Origin of the sequence: Promicromonospora sp. NPDC019610, assembly GCF_044389365.1 — a bacterium.
Classification (GTDB): Bacteria; Actinomycetota; Actinomycetes; order Actinomycetales; family Cellulomonadaceae; genus Promicromonospora.
This window is the reverse complement of the sequence record NZ_JBIRXX010000001.1, coordinates 979,742-1,006,688: the sequence shown is the minus strand read 5'-3', so window position 1 is coordinate 1,006,688 and position 26,947 is coordinate 979,742. Positions and strand designations below refer to the sequence as shown.

At 72.4% G+C, this 26,947-nt stretch carries 13 protein-coding genes; all 13 read right to left on the bottom strand.

Annotation, left to right across the window (positions count from 1 at the left end):
- Positions 1–96: 96 nt before the first annotated feature.
- Complete coding sequence (locus tag ACH45N_RS04335; protein ID WP_397391496.1) at positions 97–4,572, bottom strand: FtsK/SpoIIIE domain-containing protein; 4,476 nt, start codon at positions 4,570–4,572, stop codon at positions 97–99.
- Position 4,573: 1 nt separating this feature from the next.
- The gene (locus ACH45N_RS04330) at positions 4,574–5,272 is read right to left on the bottom strand and encodes a hypothetical protein (RefSeq protein ID WP_397391494.1); all 699 of its coding nucleotides are present in this window, start codon (positions 5,270–5,272) and stop codon (positions 4,574–4,576) included.
- A gap of 48 nt (positions 5,273–5,320) precedes the next feature.
- Entirely contained in the window at positions 5,321–6,949 is a 1,629-nt protein-coding gene (locus tag ACH45N_RS04325) for a serine/threonine-protein kinase (protein WP_397391492.1), read from the bottom strand.
- Between the two features lie 55 nt (positions 6,950–7,004).
- Positions 7,005–8,684: an FHA domain-containing protein gene (locus tag ACH45N_RS04320; RefSeq protein WP_397391490.1), complete on the bottom strand. Its 1,680-nt coding sequence runs from the start codon at positions 8,682–8,684 to the stop codon at positions 7,005–7,007.
- A 1-nt stretch (position 8,685) separates the two neighbouring features.
- A complete protein-coding gene (locus ACH45N_RS04315; RefSeq protein WP_397391488.1) occupies positions 8,686–9,525 on the bottom strand; it encodes a PP2C family protein-serine/threonine phosphatase in 840 nt (279 codons plus the stop codon).
- Positions 9,522–11,255 (bottom strand): RDD family protein, encoded by a 1,734-nt coding sequence (locus ACH45N_RS04310; protein ID WP_397391486.1) that lies wholly within the window; start codon positions 11,253–11,255, stop codon positions 9,522–9,524. Before ACH45N_RS04310 ends, ACH45N_RS04315 begins: the two co-directional genes overlap by 4 nt.
- Positions 11,255–13,714 carry a transglutaminaseTgpA domain-containing protein gene (locus ACH45N_RS04305; RefSeq protein ID WP_397391484.1) on the bottom strand — a complete coding sequence of 820 codons (2,460 nt, stop codon included), beginning with the start codon at positions 13,712–13,714 and terminating at the stop codon, positions 11,255–11,257. Before ACH45N_RS04305 ends, ACH45N_RS04310 begins: the two co-directional genes overlap by 1 nt.
- Positions 13,711–15,054: a DUF58 domain-containing protein gene (locus ACH45N_RS04300; RefSeq protein ID WP_397391482.1), complete on the bottom strand. Its 1,344-nt coding sequence runs from the start codon at positions 15,052–15,054 to the stop codon at positions 13,711–13,713. Before ACH45N_RS04300 ends, ACH45N_RS04305 begins: the two co-directional genes overlap by 4 nt.
- The gene (locus tag ACH45N_RS04295) at positions 15,051–16,025 is read right to left on the bottom strand and encodes an AAA family ATPase (RefSeq protein WP_377235383.1); all 975 of its coding nucleotides are present in this window, start codon (positions 16,023–16,025) and stop codon (positions 15,051–15,053) included. Before ACH45N_RS04295 ends, ACH45N_RS04300 begins: the two co-directional genes overlap by 4 nt.
- Positions 16,026–16,129: 104 nt before the next feature.
- Positions 16,130–22,174 (bottom strand): Ig-like domain-containing protein, encoded by a 6,045-nt coding sequence (locus ACH45N_RS04290; RefSeq protein ID WP_397391480.1) that lies wholly within the window; start codon positions 22,172–22,174, stop codon positions 16,130–16,132.
- Positions 22,175–22,538: 364 nt separating this feature from the next.
- Positions 22,539–23,627, bottom strand: a complete 1,089-nt coding sequence (locus tag ACH45N_RS04285) for a polyprenyl synthetase family protein (protein ID WP_397391479.1) — start codon at positions 23,625–23,627, stop codon at positions 22,539–22,541.
- On the bottom strand, positions 23,624–25,369 hold the full coding sequence (gene nuoN / locus ACH45N_RS04280; protein WP_397391477.1) for an NADH-quinone oxidoreductase subunit NuoN: 1,746 nt from the start codon (positions 25,367–25,369) through the stop codon (positions 23,624–23,626). Before nuoN ends, ACH45N_RS04285 begins: the two co-directional genes overlap by 4 nt.
- The gene (locus ACH45N_RS04275) at positions 25,366–26,946 is read right to left on the bottom strand and encodes an NADH-quinone oxidoreductase subunit M (RefSeq protein WP_397391475.1); all 1,581 of its coding nucleotides are present in this window, start codon (positions 26,944–26,946) and stop codon (positions 25,366–25,368) included. The genes nuoN and ACH45N_RS04275 overlap by 4 nt, the downstream gene beginning before the upstream one ends.
- Position 26,947 lies beyond the last annotated feature (1 nt).

The following is a 26,947-nucleotide window of genomic DNA, read 5'->3' as shown; positions in this document are numbered from 1 at the left end:
GGCTGTCCCGAGGACAGCCTCCGATTCTGCGACGTCACGAACTATTCCATCGCCCGTGACAGGACGGAATGGGGAGGACTCCCCATCCCCTGCACGTCAGCCCGGGAGGGCGACGTGGATCTTGGTTGCCCTGCCGGCGGTGACGAGGAAGCCACGGCCGGGCGGGAAGTCCTTGCGCCGGATCCGGCCCAGCGGCGTGCTCATCAGCACGTCGCCGTCCGAGTCCCCGGGGGTCAGGAGCAGGCCGTTGCGGCCGGACTTGAACGGTCCGGCCAGCGTGAACGCCTTGCTCCAGGTGGACGACTCCGACTCACCGACGACGAGCTGATCCTTGCGGGACGCGAGCTTGACGAACGCCTCCATCGGCTTCTCCGCCGGCGTGCCCGTGAGCTCGGTGTAGTTCTCGACCATCACGGTGAGAGTACCCGCGGGCGTCCGATCGCTCTCGAGGAGGGTGGTGAGCTCCTTGAGCGCCTCCACGACGTCCTCCGGGGAGGACGCCTGCATGTCCCAGAGGTCCAGCGCCGACAGGCTGGACCGCCGCGACGACAGGTACACCAGCCGTCCGGCCCCCGTCCTGCGGAGCGCGGTCGCGAGCGTCACGAATGCCGTCGTACGCCCCGAGCCGGGCGGGCCCGCCACCATGAGCGGGCCGCGCAGCGGCAGGCCCACCGGCGTGATGTCGAGGTCGCGCAGACCGATGGTGGCCAGCTCCCCGGTGCGCTGCGGCAGCTGGTCCAGCGTGAACGTGTCGGGCAGCCGCTCGATGCCGGGTGCCTGCGGCACGCCGCCCACCGTGCGCATCGTCTGCTCCAGCCGGGCCAGCTCGCGCGACTGCACCGCCGCGTTGGAGTCCCCGCCGAGCACGGCGATCTGGGCCTCCTGGCCGTACATGATCGCCCGGCCCGGCGCGGACGCCGGGGTCAGCACGTCCTTCGGGACGTTCAGCATGATGTAGTCGTCCTCCTTGGCCATCCGGTGCACGATGCGCTTCTGCACCGTGGAGGCGAGGGAGGGCGGCACGGAGACCGCGCGGTCACCGGTCATGACCAGGTGGATCCCGACGGGCCGTCCGTCGGTGGCGAGCTGCGTGAAGGTACCGAAGATCGAGAACCCGCGGGCCGTGATGTTCTCGTAGGCCTCGCGGAACGCGCCGATACCGTCGACGAGCACGATGATGCGGGGCTCGTCGGGCTTGTTCGCCAGCCGGCGGTACTCGTCGATGGTCGTCGCCCGCACGGCGGCGAACCGGTCGGAGCGCTGGTCCAGCGTGTCCCGGAGCCGGCGCATCAGCCGGGTCACGCGCTCCTCGTCGTCCCCGGCGATCACCGCGCCCACGTGCGGCAGGTTCTCCAGCATCGACAGACCGCCGGAGCCGCAGTCGATGCCGTAGACCTGCACCGGGCCACCGCGGTGGGTGAGGCCCGCCGACACCGCGATGGTGCGCAGCGTGGTGCTCTTGCCCGTGCCACCGGTGCCGTAGATCGCGAGGTTGCCGTCGGTGTCCGGCTCGTAGTGGACGGTCGGCTGCGCCTGCTGCGGCGGGTTGTCGAGCACGCCGAGCACGAGCTGCGAGTCCGTGCGGCGGTTGGGGAGCAGCGCCAGGTCGTAGGTGGCGGCCAGCTCCTCCAGCCACGGCTTGCGGGGCGTGGGCACGCCGGCCTCGGACGCCGCGCGCCGGATGGTCGCGACCATCCGGGCGATGTCGTTGGGACCGGGGTCGACGTTCTCGATCACCTCGGGGGCCGGTAGCTCCCAGCGCCGGCCCGTGCCGAAGTCCATCTCCTCGACGTCGAGCGACGACCGTTCCGGTTCGTCCTTGGTCCAGCCGCCGGCGTAGCCGGTCTGGAACGTGGTGAGCCGGCCGGGACCGGTCTTCGCGGCGCCACGGCCGGGGATCGACGGCGAGAAGTGCGCGGCCATGTCGTCGCCGAGCACGTCCTTGGAGTCGTGCTCGTCGGCCATGCGCAGGGCGATGCGCAGGTTCGTGTTCGCCCGCAGGCTGTCCTTGATGACACCGGCGGGGCGCTGCGTCGCGAGGATCAGGTGCAGACCGAGCGACCGGCCACGCTGGGCGACGTCGATGACGCCGTCCACGAACTCCGGGACCTCTCCGACCAGGGCCGCGAACTCGTCGACCACGATGATCAGGCTCGGCGGCGCCTCGGGGTCACCTGTGCGCTCCAGGGACGCGAGGTCCTTGGCCTTCTTCCGGTTCAGCAGGTGCTCGCGGTAGTGCAGCTCGGCGCGGAGGGAGGACAGCGCGCGCCGCACGAGGTGCGGCGACAGGTCCGTCACCAGGCCGACGGTGTGGGGCAGGTGCACGCAGTCGGCGAACGCCGCGCCACCCTTGTAGTCCACGAAGAGGAAGGTCACGCGGTCCGGGCTGTGCGCGGCGGCCATGCCGAGCACCCAGGACTGCAGGAACTCCGACTTTCCCGCACCGGTGGTACCGCCCACGAGGGCGTGCGGGCCCTGCGTGCGCAGGTCCAGGTGGAACGGCTCCACGCCGTCGTGCCCGATGAGCGCCCGCAGGTTCGTGGGCGTCTTGCGCCGCACGGGCGGCGAGCCGTCGCGCGGCGTGAGGGAGAGGTTCTCGCGCCACCGCTCGATCACGGTGTTCGAGTCCTTGCCCATCTCCGTGCCGGCCAGCGCCAGGTAGGACACCGCACGCGGCAGGTCGGACTCGTCGTCGGTGGGTGCGCCGACGTCGACCACCGGGGACAGGATGCGGGCCACCTCGCGCGCCGTGGCGAGGTCGGCGACCTCGCAGCGCACGGGGTAGGCCAGCTGCCCGTAGTGCACCTCGCCGGTCATGGCGCCGCTGTTCTCGGAGTCCGAGTTCAGCAGCACGAACGTGCGGCAGGCGGCCGGGAGCTGCTCGACCGTGGGCGCGATCCACACCACGTAGACGCCCGCCTCCGCGCCGTGCTCGGCGAGCCGCACGAGCCGCGCGCGCTCGACGGGGGCGTCGTCCTCCACGAGGACGACGACCGACGGCAGCAGCGGCTTGGGCGGGGCCTCCTTACGGTTCTTCTCCGCGTCCATCTCACCGACGAGCGGCGCGTGGCCGTCGAGGCTGACGCCGCGCCCCTCGACCAGCTCCTCGAGCCGGGTCAGCAGGGAGATGCCGGAGCCGGAGTCGTCGGCCAGGTGGTCGGAGGCCCCGAGCGGGCTGTGCGGCGAGCCGGTGTGGGGCAGCCACTCGAGCCACTCCCAGTCCGCGCGGGACCGGGAGGAGGTGAGGGCCGTCACGACGACGTCGGCCGGCGAGTGGAGCGCGGCGATCTGCAGCAGGACGGACCGTCCCACCGGCTCGACGATGCCGCTCGGCCCCGCGATCCCGATGTTGCCGCCGTACCGGAGGCCGGCGCCCATGGGTACGTCGTGGATGGTGATGCACTGCTGCTGCAGGTTCAGCACCTGCTGCCAGTGCTCGGGCACCGCGTCGTTCTCGCGCGGTTCGTCGAACTCGGTGCGCGAGGGTGCCGACCCGAGCCCGAACCGCACCGACAGGAAGCTGCGGTGCTCCGGACGGTGGGTCCACATCAGCCCGCCGAGACGGCGGACGGCGTCGAGCGACTCGGCGAGCGACGGCGTCTCGGCGAGCCGGACCGCCCGTTCGATCGCATGGGTGGCCTCGATCCGCTCCGAGGTGGCGGCCACGGCACGCTCGAAGTTCTCCGACGCCTCCTTGAACTGCTTCTTGCCGTACATCTTCCGGTCGAAGTACATCCCGACCATCATCACGGGGCTCATGAACATGAACATGAGCGACAGCGGGTTGCGCGTGACGGAGTACATCGCCGCGCCCATCGCCATCGGCGCGAGCATCATCAGCCAGGGCAGGCGCTGCGGCTGCACCGGCTTCGGCGGCTTGGGCGCCTTGATCTTGATCTCGCCGAACCGGGTGACCACGCGGGGGGACCGGTTGAACTCCACGACCGGACTGGTCGGGACCAGGCTGGTCGAGCGGTGCAGGGCCACGACGGACAGCGTGGTCTCGCCGAGGGTCACCGTGTCCGACGACGTCAGCACGGCCCGCGTCGTCCGCTTGCCGCCCATGACCAGGCCGTTGGCGGAGGCGAGGTCGTGCACCTCGATGGACTCGCCCACGACCACGCGGGCGTGCCGCTTGGAGACCTGCCCGTCCGAGAGCCGGACGTCCATGCCCCGGTCGCGCCCGATGTAGGTGGTGCCGACCGGCAGCGGGAACTCGCGCCCGGCGTCGGGCCCGTCCAGGACGCGGAGCTGCGCGACGGCGGTGCCGCGGTCCTGCCCGGCGTTCACGAACTGCTCGGAGACGCGCACGATCGACACCACGGACCCGGAGCGCAGGCCCGCCTGGACCAGGTCGTTGGTGGGGGTCAGCACCCGGCCGCTGGTGAAGCTCGTCGAGCCGTCGCCCACCACCTGGAGCGTGAGGTTCTCGGGTGCGGGGGCGCCGTTGCGGGTGGGGTCGCCCGAGAAGAGGGCCTCGGCCACGTCGCGAACCGTCGCGGTGGCGTCGGCGGTGACCGCGACGTTCACGCCGGAATCGTCGGGTCGGTTGAGGGTCAGCTTGATGCGCACGTCAGGCGTCGTCCTTCAGGTCGAGAAGTGGTAGGTCCGCGGGGGTCACCAGCCGGGAGGCGACGGCGTACTCGACGAGCCGCGCGCGCCGGTTGGTGGCGAGCAGTCCGGGGCCGCCGCGGAGCCCCTTGACGCCGATCCGGTCGAGCTTCTCGCAGACGTTGTCGAGCTTGCGGTTGAACCGGGTCGTGGCCCAGCCCAGGCGGCGTGCCGCGTCCGCGCTGGACGGGATCTCGCTCAGGCCGGTGCCCTCGCGGCGCAGCATGGGCTCGGCGAGCACCACGATGAGCTGCTTCTGGCTGGTGGTGAAGCTGATGGCGCCGATGGTCGTGGCGCCGGTGTCGGGGTCCTCGGAGCGGACCTCGTGGTACGGGGCGTCCGTGAGCTGGGCGGTCAGCTCGTAGGTGGTGGGGCCGGCCGTGAAGACGATCGAGGTGGTGGGGAAGACGATGGGCAGGCGGTGGCCCGGCGGGAGCCACGACTGCACGCCGCCGCCCGCGTCGCACACCGTCGCGGAGATCAGGGACCCCACGTTCGAGAGCCACCAGATCCCGTCCTCCTGCGTCACCCGCAGGAAGCGTCGGTGCAGGTAGGGGTTGTCGTCGATCGCGAGGTCACCCTCGCGGCCGACGTCGAATCCACCGTCCGCCTGGGCGGGATGGAACCACTCACCGCAGAACTCGAGCGCGAGATCACCCACGTCGTTCCCTCTTCTCCCCCTGTCAGCCGGCCGGTCGGCCGGAGTCGGTCAGTCGGCCGGGACGCACTCCTGCGCCGGCTCCGCCGATGCCTTGCCGGAACGCATGACCACGACCTCGATGCACGTGTCGCCGCTCGCGGCGCGCGTCACGGTCACCGTGGGGTTCGTGACGGCCTGGTAGCTGTCCACCGAGGTCAGCGCCAGCACACGGTACCCGTACGTGTCGCCTTCCTCCCGTGATTTCGGCGGCTCCCACGTGAAGACGGCCTCGTTGCCCTTCGCCTCGCCCGCCAGCTCGCGGACCGGCGGCACGTAGCCGGCACCGGGTGCGGGCGGCGGGTCGCCCGCGACCGTCTGGGTCTGCCCGGGGTCCTCGGGGTCTCCCCCGCCGTTGCCGATGGCGAACCACCCCACGACGAGGACGGCCACGAGGACCACCGCGCCGCCGATCAGCGCCACGGTCCCCCACGGCGACGACTTCTCCTGCGCGGCCTCCTGCGGCAGGTCCACGGGCGCCTCGGGCGCGCGCGTCCGGTGCACCGTCTCCTCGACGGGCGGGGCCTCCCAGCCGACCGAGGCCACCGGCACGTCGACGGCGGGCACGGTCGTCCGTGTCCCCGCGGCGGTGGCCGCCTGGGGCGCCCAGCCGGACGTGCCCTGCGTGGCCGGCGCGAAGCTGCCCGACGACGTCGCCGGGCTGCCGACGGACGCCGGCCCGGGAGCAGGTCGCTGCCCCGGGTCGATCGCCGTGACGTTCTTCAGCCGCGTACCGTCGTCGTCCTCTTCCTCCTCCGCGACCGCACCGGTCTCGTCGAGCAGGTCGATGGGGGTCATGTCGCGCGCCAGGCCCACCTGGACCTGCTGCAGCGCGCGGGCGAACGCCAGCACCGACGGGTACCGCGACGAGGGGTGCTTGGCCATCGCGATGCGGAGCACCTGCTCCAGCGACGGCGGCACGTCGTTGCGCCCGATGGGCGGCAGCGGCGCCTGCTCGACGCGCGCGACCAGGTCCGCCGACGTGTTGGAGCCGCCGGGCACCTCGAACGGCGTGCGGCCGGCCAGCAGCGTGTAGCAGGTGGCCGCCAGCGCCCAGACGTCCGTCGTCTTGCCCGCGACGGGCGGGTCGCCGAACGACTCCGGCGGCGACCACGGGATGGACATGCCCTCGGCGGCCGAGGCCTCCTCCACCGTGGAGGAGATGCCGAAGTCCGTCAGCACCGGGTGCCCGAACTGCGTCACCAGGATGTTGGCCGGCTTCAGGTCACGGTGCAGGATGCCGAGCCGGTGCGCGGTCTCCACCGCGCCCGCGATCTGGATCGTGGTGCGGAGCGCCTCGGCCAGCGAGAACCGCTCGGACCGGTACCGCGCGCCCAGGTTGGGGCGCGAGCAGTACTCCATGGCCAGGTACGGGCGGCCGTCGTCGGCGACGCTCGCCTCGTACATCGTCACGATCGAGGGGTGGTTGCCCAGGACCGCCATGAGGTCGGCCTCGGAGTCGAACGCCGCACGCTGGGCGTCGCTCGCGTGCTCCTTGAGGAGCACCTTGACGGCGACGAGCCGCTTCGGGCGCTGCTGCTCGTACAGGAACACGTCCGAGAAGCCGCCGGACCCGATCAGCTTCTTGTACTCGAACCCGGCGATGTGGGGCGGCGCCGACGGCGCACGCTTGCTGCTCACGCTTCTCCTTCGTTGATGGTCGAGCCGTCATCGGTGGTCGGGCCAGTGGCGGCCCTCACCAGATGCCCTCGAAGGTCAGGGTCGCCCCGTCGCCGAGATCCACGACGTCGCCCTCGACCACGATCACCTTCTCGTTGGGGTGCAGGCGCCGGGGCTGCTGCCCCGGCCGCAGCAGGGTGGTGCCGTTCGTGGTGGCCAGGTCCGCGACCAGGACGTGCCACTCCTCGAGGGTGATCTCGACGTGCGAGCGCGAGATGTCCTGGTCCGGGCTGGCCACCGTCACCAGGCGCGGCGTGCGGTCCGCCGACGCGTTGTTGGTGCGCGGACGCCGCCCGACGACCACCGGGCGGTCGAGCTCGACCACCTGCGGGCCGCCGATCCCGGGCTGCACGCCACCGGTGACCAGCATCTGCCCGAGCGACGGGCGGGACACCAGCTCGGCGTCGCTCTCCAGGGCCGCACCGCAGCTGCGGCAGGTCTCGTTGGTGGGCGGGTTGGGGTGCCCGTCCGGGCACTTCCGGCCGAGGATCTGCGGGGCGCCCGGCAGGATGCCCACCGAGAACTTGGGCACGCCGCCGGCGGCCTTGCGCAGCGCCGCGATGTCGGACGACATCATCGTCTCGCCGTCGTGGTCCGTCACGTCGGGCGCGCCCGGCGAGTCCGTCACCGCGGCGGCCCGCTGGGCGCCGCCCGGGGTCACGCCCGGCGACGGTTCCGACATCAGGGCCGGGCCGGACCAGCCGCCGGGGACGCTCGAGATCAGGGAGTCGCCCGCCGGCTCCGCCTGCGGCGGGTCCGGCACGGGCGGGGGCGACACCACCGGCGTGACGACGGGAGCGGACGCCGGGGCCGGCTCCTCGTCGGCCTCCTCCTCGTCGTCCCCCTGCCGGACCGCCGCGTCCTCGACCCGGCGCATCACCGTGTCGCCGAAGAGGTGGCCGTAGTCGTCGTCCGCGCCGAACTGCGTGGCCTCGTCGACCTCCGAGGCCGGGGCCGACCCCGGGACGGGGGACGTCCCGAGCAGCGGAGCGGGTTCCGGTGCGGGGGCGGGCTCGGGCGTGGGCGCCGGCTCGGCCGGGCCGCCGATCACCGGCACGTCCATGGTCCCCGGCACGACCGTCTCGGTGGCCGGCTGCGTGCGGGGCACCTCCACCGACAGGCCGGCGAGGGTCGGGAAGTCCGGGAACTCGTCGATCATCGGTGCCTTGGCGCCGGGGGTCGCCGCTGCGGGTGCGGGTGCGGGTGCGCCCAGCGTCCCCGGGAGGTCCAGGGACCCGGCCACCTCCACGAGGGTGCGCCGCAGCGCGCTCGCGCGCACCACCGCCGACTGCACGGGGAACTCCTCGTCCGCCGGCACCTCGTCGGTGGTGATCGCGAACGACGTCGGGCCGTCCACCACCCGCTCCGACCAGGTGACGACGCCGGCCCCGGTCACCTCGACCGGACCGCCTGCGGCCTGGGCGCTCACCACGACCTTGACGCCGGTACCGCGCACGGCGACGTGGGCCGCCGTGGCCGGGTCGCCGCCGGAGAGCGAGACGACGGCGAACGGCGGCGTCTCCGCGAGGCCGCCCGCGGCCAGGACGCCGAGGGTCGCCGCGACCCCGCCGTCGGGCGCGTCGAGCGCGGTCCAGAGCGCGTCGACGACGCCGGCGGGAGCCGGGCCGGGCAGCACGACGACCGTGCCGTTCCGGACCACCGCCCGTGCGGATCCCTCGCTGTAGTGCACCGTCATCTCAGACCCCCTGGCTTCTTGCTGCGTGCTCTTCTCGCGGCAGGGTGTCCTCGTCAGGCTCCGCCCCCGCCCGTGGTGCCGTCGACGACCCTATGGTCTGGTCGTCCACGCCGGTCACGTCGACCACCACCACGGTGATGTTGTCCCGGCCGCCCGCCTGGATCGCCGCGTTGACCAGGTGGCCGGCGGCGCGCTCCGGGTCGGGCTGCTCCAGGAGGATCGTCGTGATCTGCTCGTCGGTCAGCTCCCCCGTGAGCCCGTCCGAGCAGATCAGCACGCGGTCGTGCAGCGTCACCGGGATGTAACGGAAGTCGGCCCGGACGTCCTGCTGGGCCCCGAGCGCCCGCGTGATGACGTTCCGCCGGGGGTGCCTGCGGGCCTCGTCCATGGTGATGGTGCCCGCGTCCACGAGCTCCTGCACCTCGGAGTGGTCCACGCTCACCTGCGACAGCACGCCGCCCGACAGGATGTAGGTGCGCGAGTCCCCGACGTTCACGAACAGCCAGTACGGCACGTCCTCGCGCTCGTCGACGAGGACACCGGTGAGCGTCGTGCCGGGGGCGTTGCCCGAGTCCGTCACGATGGCCCGGACCCGCTGCTGCGCGGCCTCCAGGAACGCCTCGACGAGGGCCGGCTCCACCCGCTCGACGTCGGCCAGGCCGCTGAGCGCGGCCAGCGCCTCGGCGCTCGCCACCTCGCCCGCCTCGTGCCCGCCCATGCCGTCGGCCACGAAGAACACCCGGCCGGTGGCCAGGTATCCGTCCTCGTTGAGCGACCGACGACGACCCTGGTGCGACGCCGCACCCCAGATCGTCGTCAGCCCCTGCTCCTGTTCGGTCATGCCCGGGACCCGGCAGGGTGCACGACCAGACGACGGTCCCCGACGTGGATGGTCGAGCCCACCGGCACCCGGACCCGCGCGCCCGGCTCCGCGACCTGCGGCGAGCGGCCCGGCGCCGAGACCACGGTGCCGTTGGTGGAGCCGCGGTCGGTCAGCCACAGCCCCGCGGAGTCCACGCCGAGCTCGGCGTGGTTCTTGGACACCGACCGGGTCGGGTCCTCCACGCGCACGAGGATGTACCCCGTGCCCCCGCTCGCCTGCGGGTTGCGGCCCACCAAGGCGGGCCCGTCGATGACCCTGCGCTCACCGGACTCCAGCTCGAGGGACACGGTCACGACCGCGGCCGGCTCCAGGACCGGGGCCTGCATCCGCGTGGAGTCCGAGAACCCGTCGGACTGCGGCGGCAGGGTCGGCTGCGACACCGGGGCGGGCTGGGCCGCGCCGTCCTGCGGGAGGGTCACCCTGCGGGTGGGCCGGGACTCCGGGTGCTGCTGCGGCGGCAGGTTGGCCGGGGCCTGCTGCGCCGGTGGCGCCGCCTGCTCCTGCTGGGCCGGCCAGGTCCGCGCCGGCCAGGCCGACTCGGGCTGCTGCGGTGCGGGCTGCTGCTGCCCGGGCTGCTGGACCGGCTGCTGCGGTGCCGGCTGCTGGTACTGCTGCTGGGCAGGCTGCTGGACCGGCTGCTGCTGCACCGGCTGCGGGGCGGGCGGCGCGCCGGCCCCGCTGCCGGGGATGCCCGTGATGAGGCCGTCGCCGGCCGGGGCCGCCGCGCCCTGGGCGGGTGCCTGCGGGAACGACCACGGGTCCGGGGCCGCCACGGGCGGCTGCGCCGGGGCCTGCGGGGCCGCGGGGGACAGCGGGGGCAGCTGCGGGGAGGCGTACTGGCCCGGTGCCGGGGCCGCCGGCGCCGCCGTCCGCATCGCGGGCCGGCCCGGGGCCCGGGGTCCGGGGCCCACCGGGGCGAGCCCGGTGGTCAGCGCGATCTGCGGGGCGCGGACGTCGACCACGACCGACCGCGCGGCCTTGTCGTGCCAGCCCTGGACCTTGTCGCCCTTGTCCCACGCGGGGCTGAGCAGCACCACGATCTGGCCGAAGCCGGCCACCAGGGCACCCGCCGCGAGCACGAGCACGCGCAGCAGCTCGCGGACGAACCCGATCGGGCCGCGGTCCTCGGCCGAGAGCGTGCGCAGGCCCATCGCCGAGTTGCCGACGGTCCGCCCGGTCCGGGACTCCCAGATCCACATGGAGAGCTGGAAGCAGAACGCGACCAGGCCCGCGATGAGGTAGACCCGCACCGCCTGGGCGGCGATCTCGGCCGCCTGCTCCTGCGTCACCACCGTCAGCGCCGGGGGGATGTCGATGAACGAGAGGCCGATGACCACGACGACGACGGCCAGCACACCGGCGATCGCGCCGTCGATGAGCCAGGCGACGAAGCGCTTGCCGACCCCCGCGTAGGGCGCGACCAGCGGCGGCGGCACGGTGCCCGCCGTGGGGATCTGCGTCGCCGTGTACGCCTCGACCTCGGTCGTGATCGGCGGCCGGCTCTCCACGAGCGGCACCGAGCCCGACCGGTTGCGTGCGGCGGCCGCCTGCTGCACCTGCCCCTGCGGCACCTGGGCCTGCTCCACGACGGGCTGTCCCGTCCGCGGAAACTCCCGTCCGCAGGCGGCGCAGAAGGGCGCGCCCGCCCGCTGGGTCGACCCACATCCAGCGCAGACCACGTCCGTCATCAGTTCTCCTTCGTCCGCCGGGACCCGAGTCCCCCGAGGGCCGCGAGGATTCCGCGACCACCGCCCACACGCGCCCAGACGGAGCGCAGCGACAACGCCGCGCCGACCCTCCGTCGCGTACTCAGGTTGGAGCGTAGCCCGCCCACCAGCTCGTCCACCTCGGCCCAGAAGGACTCGACGTCCGCCTGGGTCGGCTCACCGCGGCCGAAGACCGACGCGTCCGCCCGGTGCGCGAGCGTGAGGGTCGACGGGACCTGGTGCGCACCGGCGATCACGCCGGCACTCTCCCGGCGTGTCGCGCCGCGGGGCACGGTCGTCCCGATGTCGGTCACGACGTCGACGACCTCGTGCCAGCCACCGCTGATGCGGTCGGCGGGCAGCTCGGCCGTGCGCCGCGCCGTCCGGCGCCGGGCCTTGTAGGCGAGGATCGCGATGATCGGGCCGGCGATCACCAGGAGCGGGATGCCGACCGCGAGCAGGATGAGTCCGAGCAGGCCCCAGTCGAACGGGTCGTTCTCGGTGTCGTCCTTCTCGTCGTCCTCGACACTGCCGGCCTTCGCCTTGTCCGGCTCCTCGGGCGGCTCGGGGTCCTGCAGCACCGGGGGCTTCGGCACCTGCTCGCTCTTGGGCTCGGGCTGGACCTGCGGGTTCTCGTCCGGGACCGTGTCGATCGGCACCCAGCCGTACTCCTCGAAGGGCACCTCGACCCAGGCGTGGACGTCGCCGCCGAGCACCTTCCAGGGCTTGCCCTCCTCGAACGTGCTGTCCTTGTCGGGGTAGAAGCCCATGGCCACGCGGGCCGGGATGCCCGCCTGGCGCGCCATGAGGGCGAGCGCGACGGCGAACTGCTCGTCGTCACCCACCATCTTCTCCTGCTCGATCAGCGTGTCGACGCGGTCGGCGGAGTGGCCCGGCAGCGACAGCGGCTGGCCCTCGAGCCCGCTGGACAGGAAGCCGGAGTCCTGGAGCGCGTCACGGAGCAGGAAGAGCTTCTCCACGGGGTCGGTCTTGTCGCCCGTGAACTGCGCCGTCTTGCCGGGCAGGCCCGGGGGCAGCGCGCTCGCCTCGGTCTCCGGCAGCTCCGCGTCGCCGATCGTGGCCTTCTTCAGGGCGTCCTCGTCCGGCGTCGCGGGCAGCAGCACGTTCATCCGGTACGTGTCGCCTGACTTGATGCCGGCGGTGGTGAGCGCGGTCGTGGTGGTCGAGTTGTAGTACGTGCCGTCCGTCTGGGCCTCGGCGTTCGCGCCGAGCCACTCCAGGCCGGTCAGCTCGCCGATCTCGGGGACCCAGACGCCGCGGTACCCCGCGACCGTGACGTCGATCGACGTCGGCGTGTCCTTGGAGGTCGTCGCGATCTCCTCGCCGACCCGCGTGTAGACGCCGGTGGCGCCGCCGTCGCCGGCCGCGTCGAAGACCACGCCGTCGTACTCGTCGAGGGTCGCGAGCCGGACGCGCGCCCCCTCGGGCAGCTCGCTGACGGTGAACATCTCGTCCTCGCGGGCGTCCTTGGCGTAGTGCCGGAACGCCACGAGCGGGCTGGTGAACTGGTGGATGTCGAACGGCGGGACGACCGTCTCACGGAGCACCGCACGCTGCGGCTCCGGCATGAGGATCGGTGCGGTGAAGCCCGCGACCAGCGCCGCGAGGCCCAGGATGGTGGCGCCCGTGCGCACGCGGTGCCAGCGCAGCCGGCGCGTGGCCTCGCGGCTGGCCTCCGTGGTGATCGAGTGCGTGCCGACGCGCGCCTCCATCACGCGCACCGCGCCCCAGAGCAGGGCGGTGATGGCGATCACCAGGCCCTGCACCGTCGGCATGGCCTCGTCGACCGTGCCCAGCAGGATCACGCCGACCAGGCCGACGATGACCGGCACGACGGCCCAGACCGCGTGCTTCGCACGCCAGGCGATGGTGCCCGCGACGAGCGCGACGACCAGCATGAGCAGGAACGGGACCACCCCGAGGTCCGGGAACGACCGCATGGGGGGCGAGGTGGTGACGAACTGCTTCCAGCCCTGCACGGAGCCGAGCATGAGCTCGCGCAGCGTGTCCAGGGTCGGCACCACGCCGGCGATCGTCGTGTGCGGCAGGGCCAGCGCGCCGCCGAGCAGCACGTAGGCCAGCACGGCCAGCGCCGTCACCACGACGGCGGGGAAGCGCCGCCAGGCACCCACCCAGGCCACGGCCAGGCCCACCACGGCACCGCCGATCGTGGGCAGCAGGTAGCCGAGCGAGCCCCAGACCGGGCCGAAGCCCACGGCCACGGCGCCGAACATCACGGCCAGCGCCGCGAGGTCGACCAGGGCGAACCGGGTCAGCGCGCGCGGCTGCTCCGCCTCCTTGCGGCGGGTGGTGCCCCTGCCGGTGCCGGTCCGGTACCCGGGCCCGGTGCCGTACGGCGGCTGACTGCCCTGCCCGCGCGCGCCCGCGGGGAGGTTGCCTCGGGTGTTCTCGTCGCTCATCCGTCGCTCATCTTCTTCAGCGCAAGGGGCAGGTCACCGAGGCGGCCCAGGGTGAGCACGCCCAGCTCCGCGATGGAGTGCCGGCCGAGGGTGGCCCCCGGCACGCACTGGATGGCCATGACCTGCACACCCACGGGCACGCGGGCCGACGCCGCACGCAGCTCGGTGGGCGTGACCATGCTGCCGACGATGAACGAGATCACCGAGAAGTCGGCGGCGGCCATGCTCGCGGCGCGGGCGAGGTCGACCAGCTTCGACTTGCGGGACACCATCTCGATCCGGGAGAGGTCGTCCATCAGGCGGGTCCGGTGGTCACCGTGCAGCGTGGCCTCGTTGACGAGCACCGTCACGCCGCGGTCCTCCTTGATGGCCTGGAGGCCCAGGGAGCCGCACACGCTCACGGCGAGCTCGAACTCCTCCTCGTTCGCGTAGTCCTCGGCGCGCGTGGACAGCAGCACCGCGAGGTGCGAGCGCCGGGTCTCCTCGAACTGCCGCACCATGATCTGGCCGGTGCGGGCCGTCGTCTTCCAGTGGATGTGCCGCCGGTCGTCGCCGGGCACGTAGTCACGCAGGGCGTGGAAGTTCACGTCCGAGTTCGTGATGTCGTTGGTGACCCGGCCCTCGAGGTCCTTGAGGAAGCCCGTGGAGGAGCCCGTGAGGTTCTTGACGCGCGGGTGCACGAAGACCTCCTGCTCCCCCGTCCAGGTCATCTCGCGGCGCAGCAGGCCCAGGGGGTCGGCGCGCACGGACTTGACCGGACCGACCGTGATCACGCTGCGGCGGCGGGTCGGGATGGTGAAGATCTCCTCGTGCGTGCCGCCGCCCTTCAGCCGCGGCACGGGGAACGCCGCCGTGCCGGTACCGACCGGCAGCTCCATCACCGACGGCAGCAGGGGGCGGCTCGACGCGTTGCGGACGTCCAGGCGCCCGACGGCACGGTCGCCTACGGTCACGCGCGCCTGCGCCAGGTCGAGGACGACGTCGTACTTGAACCGGCCGAGCACGAACACGACGGCGCACAGCAGCGTCACCGTGAGCACGATCGCGGCCACCAGCACCTCGAGCCAGCCGAGCGCCAGCCCGGCGATCCAGGCACCGGCCGCCACCAGCGTCACCGCGATGCCGAACGTGCTGAACGTCCGGCGGACCGGCGCGAGCGTACGGCCGACCGCCCCCGCCCGGGTCCGGGCGGCGGCGGCGAAGGTCACCCAGCCACGACGGCCACGCTGCGCCTGCGCGCGGCCGGCCGCGGCGACGCCGGCGAGGCCGGTCGGCTTGTCCTGGCGCTTGCCGTAGGCCGGTCCGGCCGCGCTGCCCGCCGAGATGCCCGAGGTCGTCATGCCGAGGCCCGCTCCTGCGGCGCGGCGACGTCGGCCATGATCCGGGCGAGCACGACGTCGGGGCGGGCACCCGCGAACTCGGCCTCCGGGTCCAGCACGAAGCGGTGGCCCCAGACCGGCTGGGCCAGCTCCTTGATGTCGTCGGGCAGCACGTAGTTGCGGCCGTGCGCGGCGGCCCACACCTTGGCGCAGCGCACCAGGGCGAGCGCGCCACGGACCGAGACGCCGACGCGCACCTCGTGCGCGTTGCGGGTCTCCTCGGCGAGGCGCGAGACGTACTCCAGCACCGCGGTGTCGGTGTGCACCGTCGCGGCGAGGTCGGCCATCTCGGTGACGGCCTTGGTCGTGATGATGGGCTGCAGCACCTGGCTGCGGTCCTTCAGCGCGGCACCCGACAGGATCTCCACCGTGGAGGCGTGGTCCGGGTAGCCCACCGACGTCTTCATGAGGAAGCGGTCGAGCTGGGCCTCGGGCAGGCGGTAGGTACCGGCCTGCTCGATCGGGTTCTGGGTCGCGAGCACCATGAACGGGCGGCCGGTGGTGTGCGCGACGCCGTCGACGGTGACACGGCCCTCCTCCATGACCTCCAGGAGCGCGGACTGCGTCTTCGGCGAGGCACGGTTGATCTCGTCCGCCAGGACGATCGACGCGAAGATCGGGCCCGGGTGGAAGTCGAACTTCCCGGTCTTCTGGTCGTAGATGGTCACGCCGGTGACGTCCGACGGGAGCAGGTCCGGCGTGAACTGGATGCGGTTGTGCGAGCCCTGGACCGACGCCGCGATGGAGCGGGCGAGCATGGTCTTGCCCGTGCCCGGGGCGTCCTCCAGCAACAGGTGGCCCTCGGCGAGCATGCACGTGAGCGCGAGGCGCACGACCGGCGCCTTGCCCAGGACCGCCTGCCCGACGTTGCCGACGAGCCGGTCGAAGGTCTGGGCGAACCAGGCCGCCTGCTCGGGGGTCATCGTGGTCATCTCGTGTTTCCCTACTGCTCGTTACTGCTCGTCCGTCGGGTGAAAGTTGTGTCGATCATGGCGTGCCCGGCCGCCGCGTGCGCGGCGGCCGGGCAGGGATGGTTCTACCAGTTCGTGGCCTCGTAGCGGGTGCCGTCGATCATCACGGCGACCGCGGCTCCCGGATGGCCGAAGAAGCAGTTCAGCTGGACCTGCCCGTTGGCCGGGATGTTGTAGGTCCGCCGGTTGCTCGACTCCCACGTGCGGCCGTGGGTGACGATGTCGTGCCAGCCGCTGACCTCGGGGGTGTCTCCGGCCCAGCAGGCGACCTGGTGGTTGCCCGCCGGGAAGTCCTGCGTATTGACCTTGAAGTAGGCGCAGGACGAGTGGCTGCACTCGTTGTTGTTGATGGAGCTGCCGTGCGTCACCCAGGCCCGCGGGTTCGGCCGGGGGTCGGACGTGCCGGTGGCGCAGGCGCTGTTGGTCTGGCCCTCGGAGTCGGTCACCGTGACGCACGCCTCCTTGGAGTCGCTGTACCCGGCCGCCGCCGTCTGGGAGCCGCTCTTGGCCGTGCTGCTGATCGCCCCGGTCACGCGCACCGTGGTGGGGCGCCCGTTCGTCGCCCGCGCGTCCCAGGTGAAGGTGACCTTCTGGTCCCCGCCGACGGCGGAGATGGTCGGCTTCGGCACCGGCCCGAAGGGGATCACCGCGTTGGACGCCGCCGACCAGTCGCCGCAGACGTACTGGTTGCACGCCCGCACCTGGAACGTGTACGACGTCCCGTTGCTCAGGCCCGTGTAGTTGTACGACGTCGCGTCGCCCGCGTTCGCGTTGCCCTGGCCGTTGGCCGACACCTCGTACCGGTGTCCCGGGCCGCGGAAGTTCGAGCTCGGGATCGCACTCCAGCTCACCGTCGCGCGACCGTCGCCGGGGTTGCTCGCGGCCACGCCCGTCGGGACGGTCGGGATGCCGTACGCCGGCTCCGCGGCGGACTGCCCGCTGACCGGGGACTTGCCCGCCTTGTTCTCGGCCTGGACCGTGAACGTGTAGGAGGACTCCGGGTTCAGGTTCTGCACGGGCTGCGAGGTGCCGGACGTCGTGAGCGTCCTGACCTTGTTCCCGTCCTGGTAGACGTCGAGGTAGTACTTCTTCACCGCGTCGCCGTTGTTGGCCGGGGCGGTCCACGACACGTCGATCTGGCCGCCCACGGCGGTGTTCGTCCGCTGCGCGGTCGGCGCGGCCGGCTGCGCGGGAGGCGCGGCCGGGGTCTCCGGGGCCGACGGCTCGGACCACTCCGACGGGTCCGGCGCCTGGTTCTTGGCCTGTACCCGGACCGTGTACGCCGTGCCGTTGTTCAGCCCGGTCCAGGTGGTGGTGCTGCCCGGCTGGCAGGTCTTCTGCGTCACGCCGTCGGCCGGGGCCGGGCTGATCTCCAGGTTGACGCACTCGATCGGGGAGCGGTCGGAGTAGGCCTTGTTCTTCCAGTTCACCGTCAGGCTCTGGTCGCCGAACTCGAGGGTCGGGGGCTCGGGCTGGTCCGGCTTCTCGTCCGGACGTGCCTCGCGCGACGCCGGGGACGGGTCGGACTCGCCCACCTCGTTGGTGGCGGTGACCGTGAACGTGTACTTCACGTTGTTCGTCAGCTCGTCGAACGTGCAGGTGGTCGTCGTGCAGGCGTGCTCCTCACCGTTCTGCGTCCGCAGGGTGTAGCCGGTGATGTCCGCGCCATTGTTGTTGGGCTGGTCCCAGCTCAGCACGACCGTCTGGGAACGCACCTCCTCGACCCGCGGCGCGCGCGGCGCCTCGGGCCGGCCCAGCACGGTCAGCTTGGCGATGCCGTCGACCTCGCGGTCGGGGTCACCGGTCGCGTCCTGCACCCGGTAGCGCACGGTCATGACGCCGGTGAAGTCCTCGTCCGGCGTCACCACGAGCTGGTTGCCGCGGTACTCGGTGGTGCCGATGCCCGTCTCGACCGTCGGCACGCCCGAGAGCGTCAGCTCCTTGTTCGGGAACGGGTTGGTGTCGTTGTCCAGTACCGGGATGGTGGTGGCCTCGCCCTGGTGGGCGTCGAGCACCACGTCCTGCGTGGTCTGGACGAGGGGCCGGGTCGAGGCCACGACCTCGACGGTCAGCACGGCCTCGACAGCCGGGTTCTTGCCGTCCGAGACCGTCATCGCCAGCTCCTGCGCGGTGCCCTTCGACACGGACGGGTCGACCTGGGCCGAGACCGTGTCGCCGGAGACCGACGGCGAGATGCCCTCGACACCCTTGACGTCGAAGGTCAGCGGGTCCTTGTCCGGGTCCTTGACGTAGCGCGACAGGTCGACCGAGCTCTCCTCGCCGGCCGCGACCTGCAGCACGGGCCGGCCCGTGACCTTGGGCGGCATGTTCTTGGACGGCGTCACGTCGATCGGCAGCGTCAGCACCGCCGTCAGGCCCTCGGGGTCGTCCGGCCCCTTGCCGTCGGTCACCTCGAAGCTGACCGACGCCGCGCCCGCGAAGTCCTCGGCGGAGGTGTAGACGATCGTGTCCTCGTCGTCGACCTCGACCTTGCCCTCCAGCGCCTTGACCGTCTTCTCCTCGGTGATCCGCGGCTTCTTGCCGTCGCGCACCACGACGTACTCCGCGATGTCGATCGTCAGCGGCTCGCCGCTGGTCGCCTTGAGCGGCTCCAGGCCCGGCTTGATGTGCGGGCGGGACTGGTCGCCCGGCACCCGCACGAACGCCTTGGCCTCCAGGCCGTCCATGTCGGTCACGGTGTAGGTGATCACCTGGGCGCTCTCGGTGAGCTGCACCTCCAGCGAGCCCTCCTCGGTGATCCGCACGCCCTCCAGGTCCGGGTCGATCGTGAGCTCGAGGTCGGCGGCCACGCCGTCCGGGTCCACGTCGTTCGCCTTGACGTCCACGGTCACCGACGAGGAGCCCTCGACGTCGTCCGCCGTCACCACGTCGTCGTGGGCGATCGGCCGCAGCAGCGGCGCGTTCTTGTCCACGTTCACGGTGATGGCGCCGCTCGCGCGAGCCCGGAAGCTGTCCTGGATGCCGTAGTAGAAGGAGAAGGAACCCTCGTCGTCGGGCGCGGTGACCACCACGTCGTCCTCGACGACCTTGGGGTCCATGTCCTCGGTGCCCTCGAACGCGCTGTCCACGAGGCCGATCTCGTCGCCGTCGGGGTCGGTGTCGTTCTCCAGCGCCCGGACGGCCACCGTGCGGCCCGGCCGCACCGTCGTCTCGTCGTCGGTGGCCTGCGGCGGCTGGTTGGTGGCGGGCGGAGCGGTGACGCCCACGCGCACCAGGCCCTCGCCCACCGCGCCGCGGGTGTCCGTGACCTGGTAGGTGAAGGTGTCCAGGCCGGTGCTGTCCTCGGCGGCGGTGTAGTCGATGAACCCGTCCACGATGGAGGCCGTGCCCTGCGACGGGGCCGCGGAGATCGAGCTCAGGGTGACGTAGTCGCCGTCGGGGTCGGTGCCGTCCAGGTTCAGCGCGATCCGGGTGGTCCCCCCGGCCAGCACGCGCGCCGTGATGTCCGGGAGCTGCGGGGCCGCGTTCTCCGGGTCGTCCTTGACGACGATGGTCACCTGGGCGGAGTCCTTCTGCCCGTTGGAGTCCATCACCTCGTAGACGGCGTGGTACGTCCCGGCCTCCTGGCCGGCCCGGAACCGCACCGTGTCCTCCGAGACGAACGCCTCGCCCGCCGCGGCCGGCGGCGACTCCTGCAGCTCGTCCGTGAGCGTCAGCTCCAGGCCGTCCGGGTGCGTGTCGTTCTTCAGCACCGGGATCGTCACCACGTCACCGACGTGCACGATCGCCTCGTCGGGACCCGCCTCCGGCGGACGCAGCTGCGCCGGAGCCGGGATCGGCACCACGCGTACCTGGCCGGTCGTGGTCCCCGAGCCGTTCGCGACGGTGTAGGTGACCGTCACCGGCCCGTCCAGGCGCTTGACCTCCGAGACCTTCAGGATCTGGTGGTTGAGCACCGCGACCTTGATCGGGGCGTCGTCCGGGACGGTGACGCCCTGCACCACGAGCACGCCGCCCGCGGGGTCGGTGTCGTTGGCGAGCACGTCCACCAGCGCCGAGCCGCCGGTCGGCAGCAGCACCTGGTCGGAGACGGCGACGGGCGGGCCGGCCTCGTCCGGCGGGTCCACGACGTCCACGCGCACCAGGCCCATGGTCGGCTCGGGGCCGTCGGTGATCTGGTAGGTCACGTCGTACGAGCCGGGCGAGTCGCTCGCGACCCGGAAGGTGCCGGCGCCGTAGTTCGGCGTGATCGTCAGGCCGGGCTTGTCGGCCACCGCCGTCAGGCGCAGCTTGTCGCCGTTGGGGTCGAAGTCGTTGGCCATCGGCCGCACCGTCGCGGGCTCGCCGGTCAGCACCGTCACGTGGTCCTGCACCGCGACCGGGGGCACGTTGGTGGCGATGACCTCGATCAGCAGCTTGCCCTGGAACGGCAGCCCGAAGGCGTCGGAGACCGTGATGTCCACGACCTTGCGCCCGGTGGCCGCGCCGCCGTCGCGGAACTCGACGGTGCCGTCCGGACGGAACCGCACCTCGTCCAGGGGGTCGGCGCTGCTGGCGTTGGACAGGAACATGTCGTCGCCGTCCGGGTCCTTGAAGTACGGCAGCACCTTGATGGTCGCCATGCCGTCCTGGCCCACCCGCAGCACGGGCTCGCCCGACTGGACCGGGGCGTTGTTCTCCTCCAGCGGCACCACCTTGACGTCCACGGACGCCTCGTCGACGCCGCCCTCGCGGCCGTCGTTCACCTCGTACGTGAAGCTGGTGGTCCCGGTGGCGTCCGCCGGCACGTTCGCCTGGAGCGCCGCGCCGTCGAGCACCCGGTCGACGCCGACGTCGCCGTCGACCTCGCCCTTGACCTTCACGACCATCACGTCGCCGTCCGGGTCCACGTCGTTGCCCAGCACGTTGAGCACCGTGGTGCGGCCCGGCCGCACGCCGATCGCGTCGTCCTTGGCGACGGGCGGGCGGTTGGCCTTGTTGCGCTCGGCCACGAACTGGTCGACCTGCTCCGGCGTGGTCTGCTCCGACTCGGTCTTCTCGCCCTCGGCGTCCTCGGGCATCTTGAGGTCCCAGTCGTCGACCTTCTCGAACTTGTCGGCGGCCATCCACAGCGAGCCGTTCGCGACGTCGTTCAGGACGATGATGTTGCGGTTGACGCGGTAGACGAGGCTGATGCCGGCGCTCACGCCCTCGAGCACCTGGTCCACGTCGTTGTCCGTGCCCTCGCAGTCCCGGATGACCTGGCCCGAGTTCCAGGCGCCGTAGACGCACCCGCTGAGCTGCACGGGGGCCGACGGCCCGCCCTGCGCCGTGCGCGTGGTCGCGTCGCCGCCGCCGAGCGGCTGGGAGACCAGGCCCTTCGTGGTGGCCAGCACCACGTTGTCCGACTCGGCGGACGGCTGCTGCAGCATGCCCTGGGAGCCGTCCTCGATCTCGACCGAGTCGCCCCCGGGCAGGATCAGGTTGCCCGTGGACTGGTTCAGCACCACGGGCTGGTCGCCGACCGCGGTGACCTGCACCTTGGCGTCGGCGCTCAGTGCGAGCGAGGACTCCTCGGGGTCCTCGGCGACGCCCTGCGAGCTGGTCGGGACCGTGTAGAGCTTGCCGTCGGCCGGCACGGCCAGGAACACGGTGCCGTCCTTGGCCACCGCGAGCGTGCCGCCCTTGCCTGCCTTGAGCGTGGGCTTGAGCTTCTTCTCGTCGAACGCGACCGCGCCGTCGAAGGGCAGCACCCAGGCCTTGCCGGACTCCTCGTCGTACACCGCGGTGGTGGCGCCACCCGCGGCGACCTGCGCTCCGGCAGGGAACTTCATGGTGCCGCGCAGCGTGAGCTGCGCCGGCTCGACGGGGCTCGCGGACGAGTCGCCCAAGCTGTCCAGGAGCACGCGCTGGGCGTCCTGCTCCACGTCGAAGCTCGCGGAGTTGGCGAGCAGGATGCCATCGAGGGCCTTGGCCTCGTAGTTGAACCGGCCGAGCTTGCCCGAGGCGGTCTGGGTCACCCAGACGCCGGAGTCGTTGAGCTCGACGTCGGCGGTGGCCTCGCCGTCGTAGAGGAGCGCGAAGCCCAGGAGCCCCGCACCGAAGAGAGTCACCACACCGACCGATGCTGCCGATCTGCGGTTCTCGTACACGCGTGAGACAAAGCTCATGCGTCCTCCTCTTTTCCTCACGCCACCGAAAAATTGCCCGCCCGGACGGCACACACAGGCGCAACGGGAGCACACTACCGGGGGGAAGGGTGAATCGTCGTGGAATTTCAGTGGGCAGGACTACCCATACGACACGTCCAGATTGTATGAGTGTGTCTGGTAAGTGACCGCGATGTCGAGGTCGAATCCACGCCATACCGGGCGACTCGCCCAAGCAATCAGTACGACGAACCGAGCAACCCGGTTTCGCGGCACCCTTGCTCGCGGCAACCGGGACGGCGGAAGGCTTCCCGTCCGGGCGGGTTCCCGGGTCCCGCCGTCCGGGCTGGTTCCCGGGTCCCGCCGTCGGCGGGACCCGCGGGGGTCAGACCGCCCGGTCCGCCAGGGCCTGCGCGAACTGCTCCAGGGAGTCCTTGACCGGCCCGTCCGGCAGCGGCGCCAGCTCGGCGGCCGCCTCGCGTGCCCAGCGCACGGCCAGCTCCCGGGTGTCGGCGAGCACGGCGTGCGCGCGCAGGCGCTGCAGGGCCGCCGTCAGCACCTCGTCCGAGGACAGGTCGCCGTCGAGCGTCGCGAGCAGGTCCTTGTCGTCGTCGGTGGCGGAGCCCGACGCGACGTGCCGGCGCAGCAGCAGCACCGGCATGGTCGGCACGTGCTCGCGCAGGTCGGTGCCCGGCGTCTTGCCCGAGGTCTCCCCCGACGACGCGACGTCCAGCACGTCGTCGGCGAGCTGGAAGGCGACGCCGACCTTCTCGCCGAACGCGCCCACGGCCTCGACCTGCTCCTGCGGTGCGCCGGAGAGCATGGCCCCCAGGCGGGCCGACGCCGACAGCAGCGACGCCGTCTTGTCGGACAGCACCTGGAGGTAGTGGGCCACCTCGTCCTCGCCGTCGTCCGGGCCCATGGTCTCGTGCAGCTGCCCCATGCACATGCGCTCGAACGTGCGGGACTGCAGGATCACGGCCTCCGGGCCCAGCTCGGCCACCCGGGCCGAGGCCCGGGCGAAGAGCATGTCGCCCACCAGGATCGCCACCGAGTTGCCCCACACCATGTGGGCCGCCGGCGCGCCCCGGCGCATCGGCGCCGAGTCCATGACGTCGTCGTGGTACAGCGAGGCGACCTGCGTCAGCTCGACCACCACGGCGGCGTCGACGACGCCGGGGGCCGCGCCGTCGCCGAGCTCGCCCGTGAGCAGGGTGAGCAGCGGCCGGAACCGCTTGCCGCCCGCGTCGACGAGGTGCCGCGAGGCGCCGTCCGCCAGCTTGTCGGCGCTGGAGACGGCGTCCGACAGCACGTCGTCGACCACCGTCAGCCGGTCCGCGAGACGGGACGCCAGCTCCGGGTCCGTGATCGGCAGGCCGAGCGCGGTCGGGTCGGGCAGGTCAGTCGGAGCGGCCGGCGGGGCGGACGCCGACGTACCCGTCGTCGTCTGGGGCGGCAGCGGTACGGAGGTCACGGCACGAACTTACTTGCCTCTGCCACCAGATTAAGAACCAGAGAGGGGAAAACGCCGAGAATCACCGTGGCCAGCGCGCAGACGGCGATCGCCACGGCGGCCGGACCCCGGGACCGCACCACGGTCACCACGACCCGCTGCGCGGCTGTGACCTGCGCCTTGGTCGCGGTGGCGGTGCCGACGCCGCCGGCCGCGCCCGCGCCCTCGCCCGGCAGGACCTCGCCCTCGGCGGGCTCGACCCCCGGCGTGATCGGGGCGGGCTGGAACACCATGACCACCAGCAGCCGGAGGTAGAACGCGACGGCGACCACCGACGCGATGACACCGAGGACCGCGAGCCACCACAGGCCGCCCGACGTCGCCCCCGAGAACGCGCCGAACTTGGCGATGAACCCGGCGGTGAGCGGGATGCCCGCCATCGACAGCAGGAACAGGGCGAACGCGGCGGTGAGCCACGGGGCCTTGCGCCCCAGGCCGGCCCACTGCGCGATCTCCGTGGCCTCGCCGAGCACGACACCGTCGTCCTCGACCGGGCCGTTGTCCTCGCCGCCTGCGGTGACCCGGCGTTCCCGGACCAGCGTGACCACGGCGAACGCGCCGATCGTGGCGATGCCGTAGGCCAGCAGGTAGAAGAGCGTGGAGGACTGGACCTGCGAGCTGAAGCCCGCGATGCCCACCAGCAGGAAGCCCGCGTGGGCGATCGACGAGTACGCCAGCAGGCGCTTCACGTCGGTCTGCACGGAGCCGATCACCGTGCCGACGGCCATCGTGAGGACGGCCACCACCACGATGACGACCTGGAGCTGCCGCATCGTCTCCGGGCTGACGGCCTGCACACCGATCGAGATGCGGTACAGCACCTCGACCAGCGCCGCGACGGCCGCCGCCTTGGTGCACGCGGCCATGAACCCCGTGATGGGCGTGGGCGCGCCGGTGTAGACGTCGGGCGTCCAGGCGTGGAACGGCACCGCGCCCACCTTGAACAGCAGGCCGACCGTCACCAGCAGCACGCCGGCCACGAGCAGCCCGGTCATGCCCTCCAGGGGCAGGCCGCCCTGCTGCACCGCCTGGGCGATCTCCAGGAGCCGCACCGTGCCCGCGAACCCGTAGATCAGCGCGACGCCGAAGATGAACAGCGCCGAGGCGAACGCCCCGAGCAGGAAGTACTTGGCCGCGGCCTCCTGCGAGAGCAGCCGGCGCCGGCGGGCCGTGGCGCACAGCACGTACAGCGGGAGCGACAGCACCTCCAGCGCGATGAACATGACGATCAGGTCGTCGGTGGCCGCGAAGAGCATCATGCCGCCCGCCGCGAACAGCAGCAGCGGGTAGATCTCGGTCTGCTCCAGGCCGGACCGCCGGGCCAGGTCCTCGTACGAGGTGCCGGGCACCGCGGCGGCCGTGGGCGCGAACGCGTCCTGGCCGGTGGCGGTGCGGTCGGCCACCACGAGCACGCCCAGGAACGCGAGCACCGCGATGATCCCCTGCGCGCCGAGCGCGAACGGCGTCAGCGTCACGGTGCCGCCGACCACCTGGACGGGCTGCGCCACGATCTGCGGCCACAGCACCGCCACGAACGCGAGGCTGCCGGCCAGGGCGGCCAGGGTGAGCACGATCTGGGTCACGCGGCGCGCCCGGGCCGGGACGAACGCCTCGAGGAGCACGCCGACCACACCCGCGCCCAGCACCACGATCAGCGGGGCGAGAGCGAGCCAGTCGATCTCGGGTGCCACGAACTCGTTCACTTGTCGCTCCCCATCTGCGCGGCGTCCGCCGGCTCATCCACCGCTGTCAGGGCGGCCGACTGCTGCGCCGGCGCGTCCACGTAGGTCAGGGCGAGGCCCGGCACCAGGCCGAGCACCAGGAGTCCGGCCACCAGCGGGGCCGCGACGACGCGCTCGCGCGCCCTGAGGTCGGGCAGGGCCTCCAGGCCCTCGGCCGGCGCCCCGGTGAAGATCTTCTGGTAGGTCAGCAGCACGTAGACCGCGGCGAGCACCACGCCCGGGATCGCCGCGACGGTCCAGGCCGCCGAGCCGGCGGGAGCCCCGGAGAACGCCCCGATCAGCACCATGATCTCGCTGACGAACGTGGCCAGGCCGGGCAGCGACAGCGTCGCCAGGCCGGCCACGAGGAACGTGCCGGCGAGCACCGGCGTGACCGACCGCAGGCCGCGGTAGTCCGTGATGCGCTGCGAGCGCTCCGGGTGCCGGGACACGAGGAACCCGGCCACCAGGAACAGCGCGCCGGTGGCGAGGCCGTGGTTGAGCATCATGAAGCTCGACCCGGCGGTGCCCAGCGGTGTGAAGGTGAAGATGCCCAGGATGATGAAGCCGAAGTGGCTCACCGAGGTCCAGCCGACGAGCCGCAGCAGGTCGGTCTGCATGATCGCCATGATCGCGCCGTACAGCACCGAGATCACGGCGAGCGCGATCACGAACGGCGCCGCCCAGCGGGACGCCTCCGGGAACAGCGGCAGGCAGAGCGTCAGCATCCCGAAGGTGCCGACCTTGTCCAGCACGCAGATCAGCAGGGTGGACGTGCCAGGGGTGGCGTTCCCCGCGACGTCGGGCAGCCAGCTGTGCACGGGGACCATCGGGGCCTTGATCGCGAAGGCGATGAAGAACCCGATGAACATGAGGCGCTCGGCCGTGGTGCCCAGGTCGACGCCGACCAGCTCGTCCACGAGGAACGCCTTGCTCGGGTCCACGCCCGCGCCGACCGCGAGGAAGTACAGGGCGATCACCGCGGCGAGCATGATCAGCCCGCCGCCCAGGCTGAACATCAGGAACTTCACGGCCGCCTGCCGCCGTCCGGCGCCCTGCCCGAACCCGCCGATGAGGAAGTAGGCCGGGATCAGCATGGCTTCGAACAGCACGTAGAACAGGAAGACGTCGCGGGCGGCGAACACGGCCACCATGAACGCCTGGAGCAGCAGCACCAGGCCGACGAACCGGCGCAGACGCACCTCGTCGCGGCCCTGCTCGTTCCAGGCGGCCAGCAGCACCAGCGGCACCAGCACCACGGCCAGCGCCACCAGCAGCAGGCCGACGCCGTCGACGGCCACCGCGTACGAGGTGCCGATCTGCGGGATCCACGTGTGGGTCTCGGCGAGCTGGTGCTCGCCGGCGGCACCCGTGTCGAAGGCGAGGAACGCGCCGACGAGCAGGGCCACCTCCACCAGCGAGAATCCGAGCGCCGCCGGCCGGGCGAAGCCCGTGCGGGCGTTCGCGGAGCCGGTGCGGGAGCGACCGAGCGCGCCCAGCCCCACCACGACCGCGCCGACGAGCGGCCAGGCGATGAGGGCGGTCAGCCAGGGAAACATC

Excerpts from the sequence above, each read along its gene's own strand:
- ACH45N_RS04320 (WP_397391490.1), bottom strand. The coding sequence starts at position 8,684 with ATGACGGTGCACTACAGCGAGGGATCCGCACGGGCGGTGGTCCGGAAC.
- ACH45N_RS04315 (WP_397391488.1), bottom strand. The coding sequence starts at position 9,525 with ATGACCGAACAGGAGCAGGGGCTGACGACGATCTGGGGTGCGGCGTCG.
- ACH45N_RS04310 (WP_397391486.1), bottom strand. The coding sequence starts at position 11,255 with ATGACGGACGTGGTCTGCGCTGGATGTGGGTCGACCCAGCGGGCGGGC.
- ACH45N_RS04305 (WP_397391484.1), bottom strand. The coding sequence starts at position 13,714 with ATGAGCGACGAGAACACCCGAGGCAACCTCCCCGCGGGCGCGCGCGGG.
- ACH45N_RS04300 (WP_397391482.1), bottom strand. The coding sequence starts at position 15,054 with ATGACGACCTCGGGCATCTCGGCGGGCAGCGCGGCCGGACCGGCCTAC.
- ACH45N_RS04295 (WP_377235383.1), bottom strand. The coding sequence starts at position 16,025 with ATGACCACGATGACCCCCGAGCAGGCGGCCTGGTTCGCCCAGACCTTC.
- ACH45N_RS04290 (WP_397391480.1), bottom strand. The coding sequence starts at position 22,174 with ATGAGCTTTGTCTCACGCGTGTACGAGAACCGCAGATCGGCAGCATCG.
- ACH45N_RS04275 (WP_397391475.1), bottom strand. The coding sequence starts at position 26,946 with ATGTTTCCCTGGCTGACCGCCCTCATCGCCTGGCCGCTCGTCGGCGCG.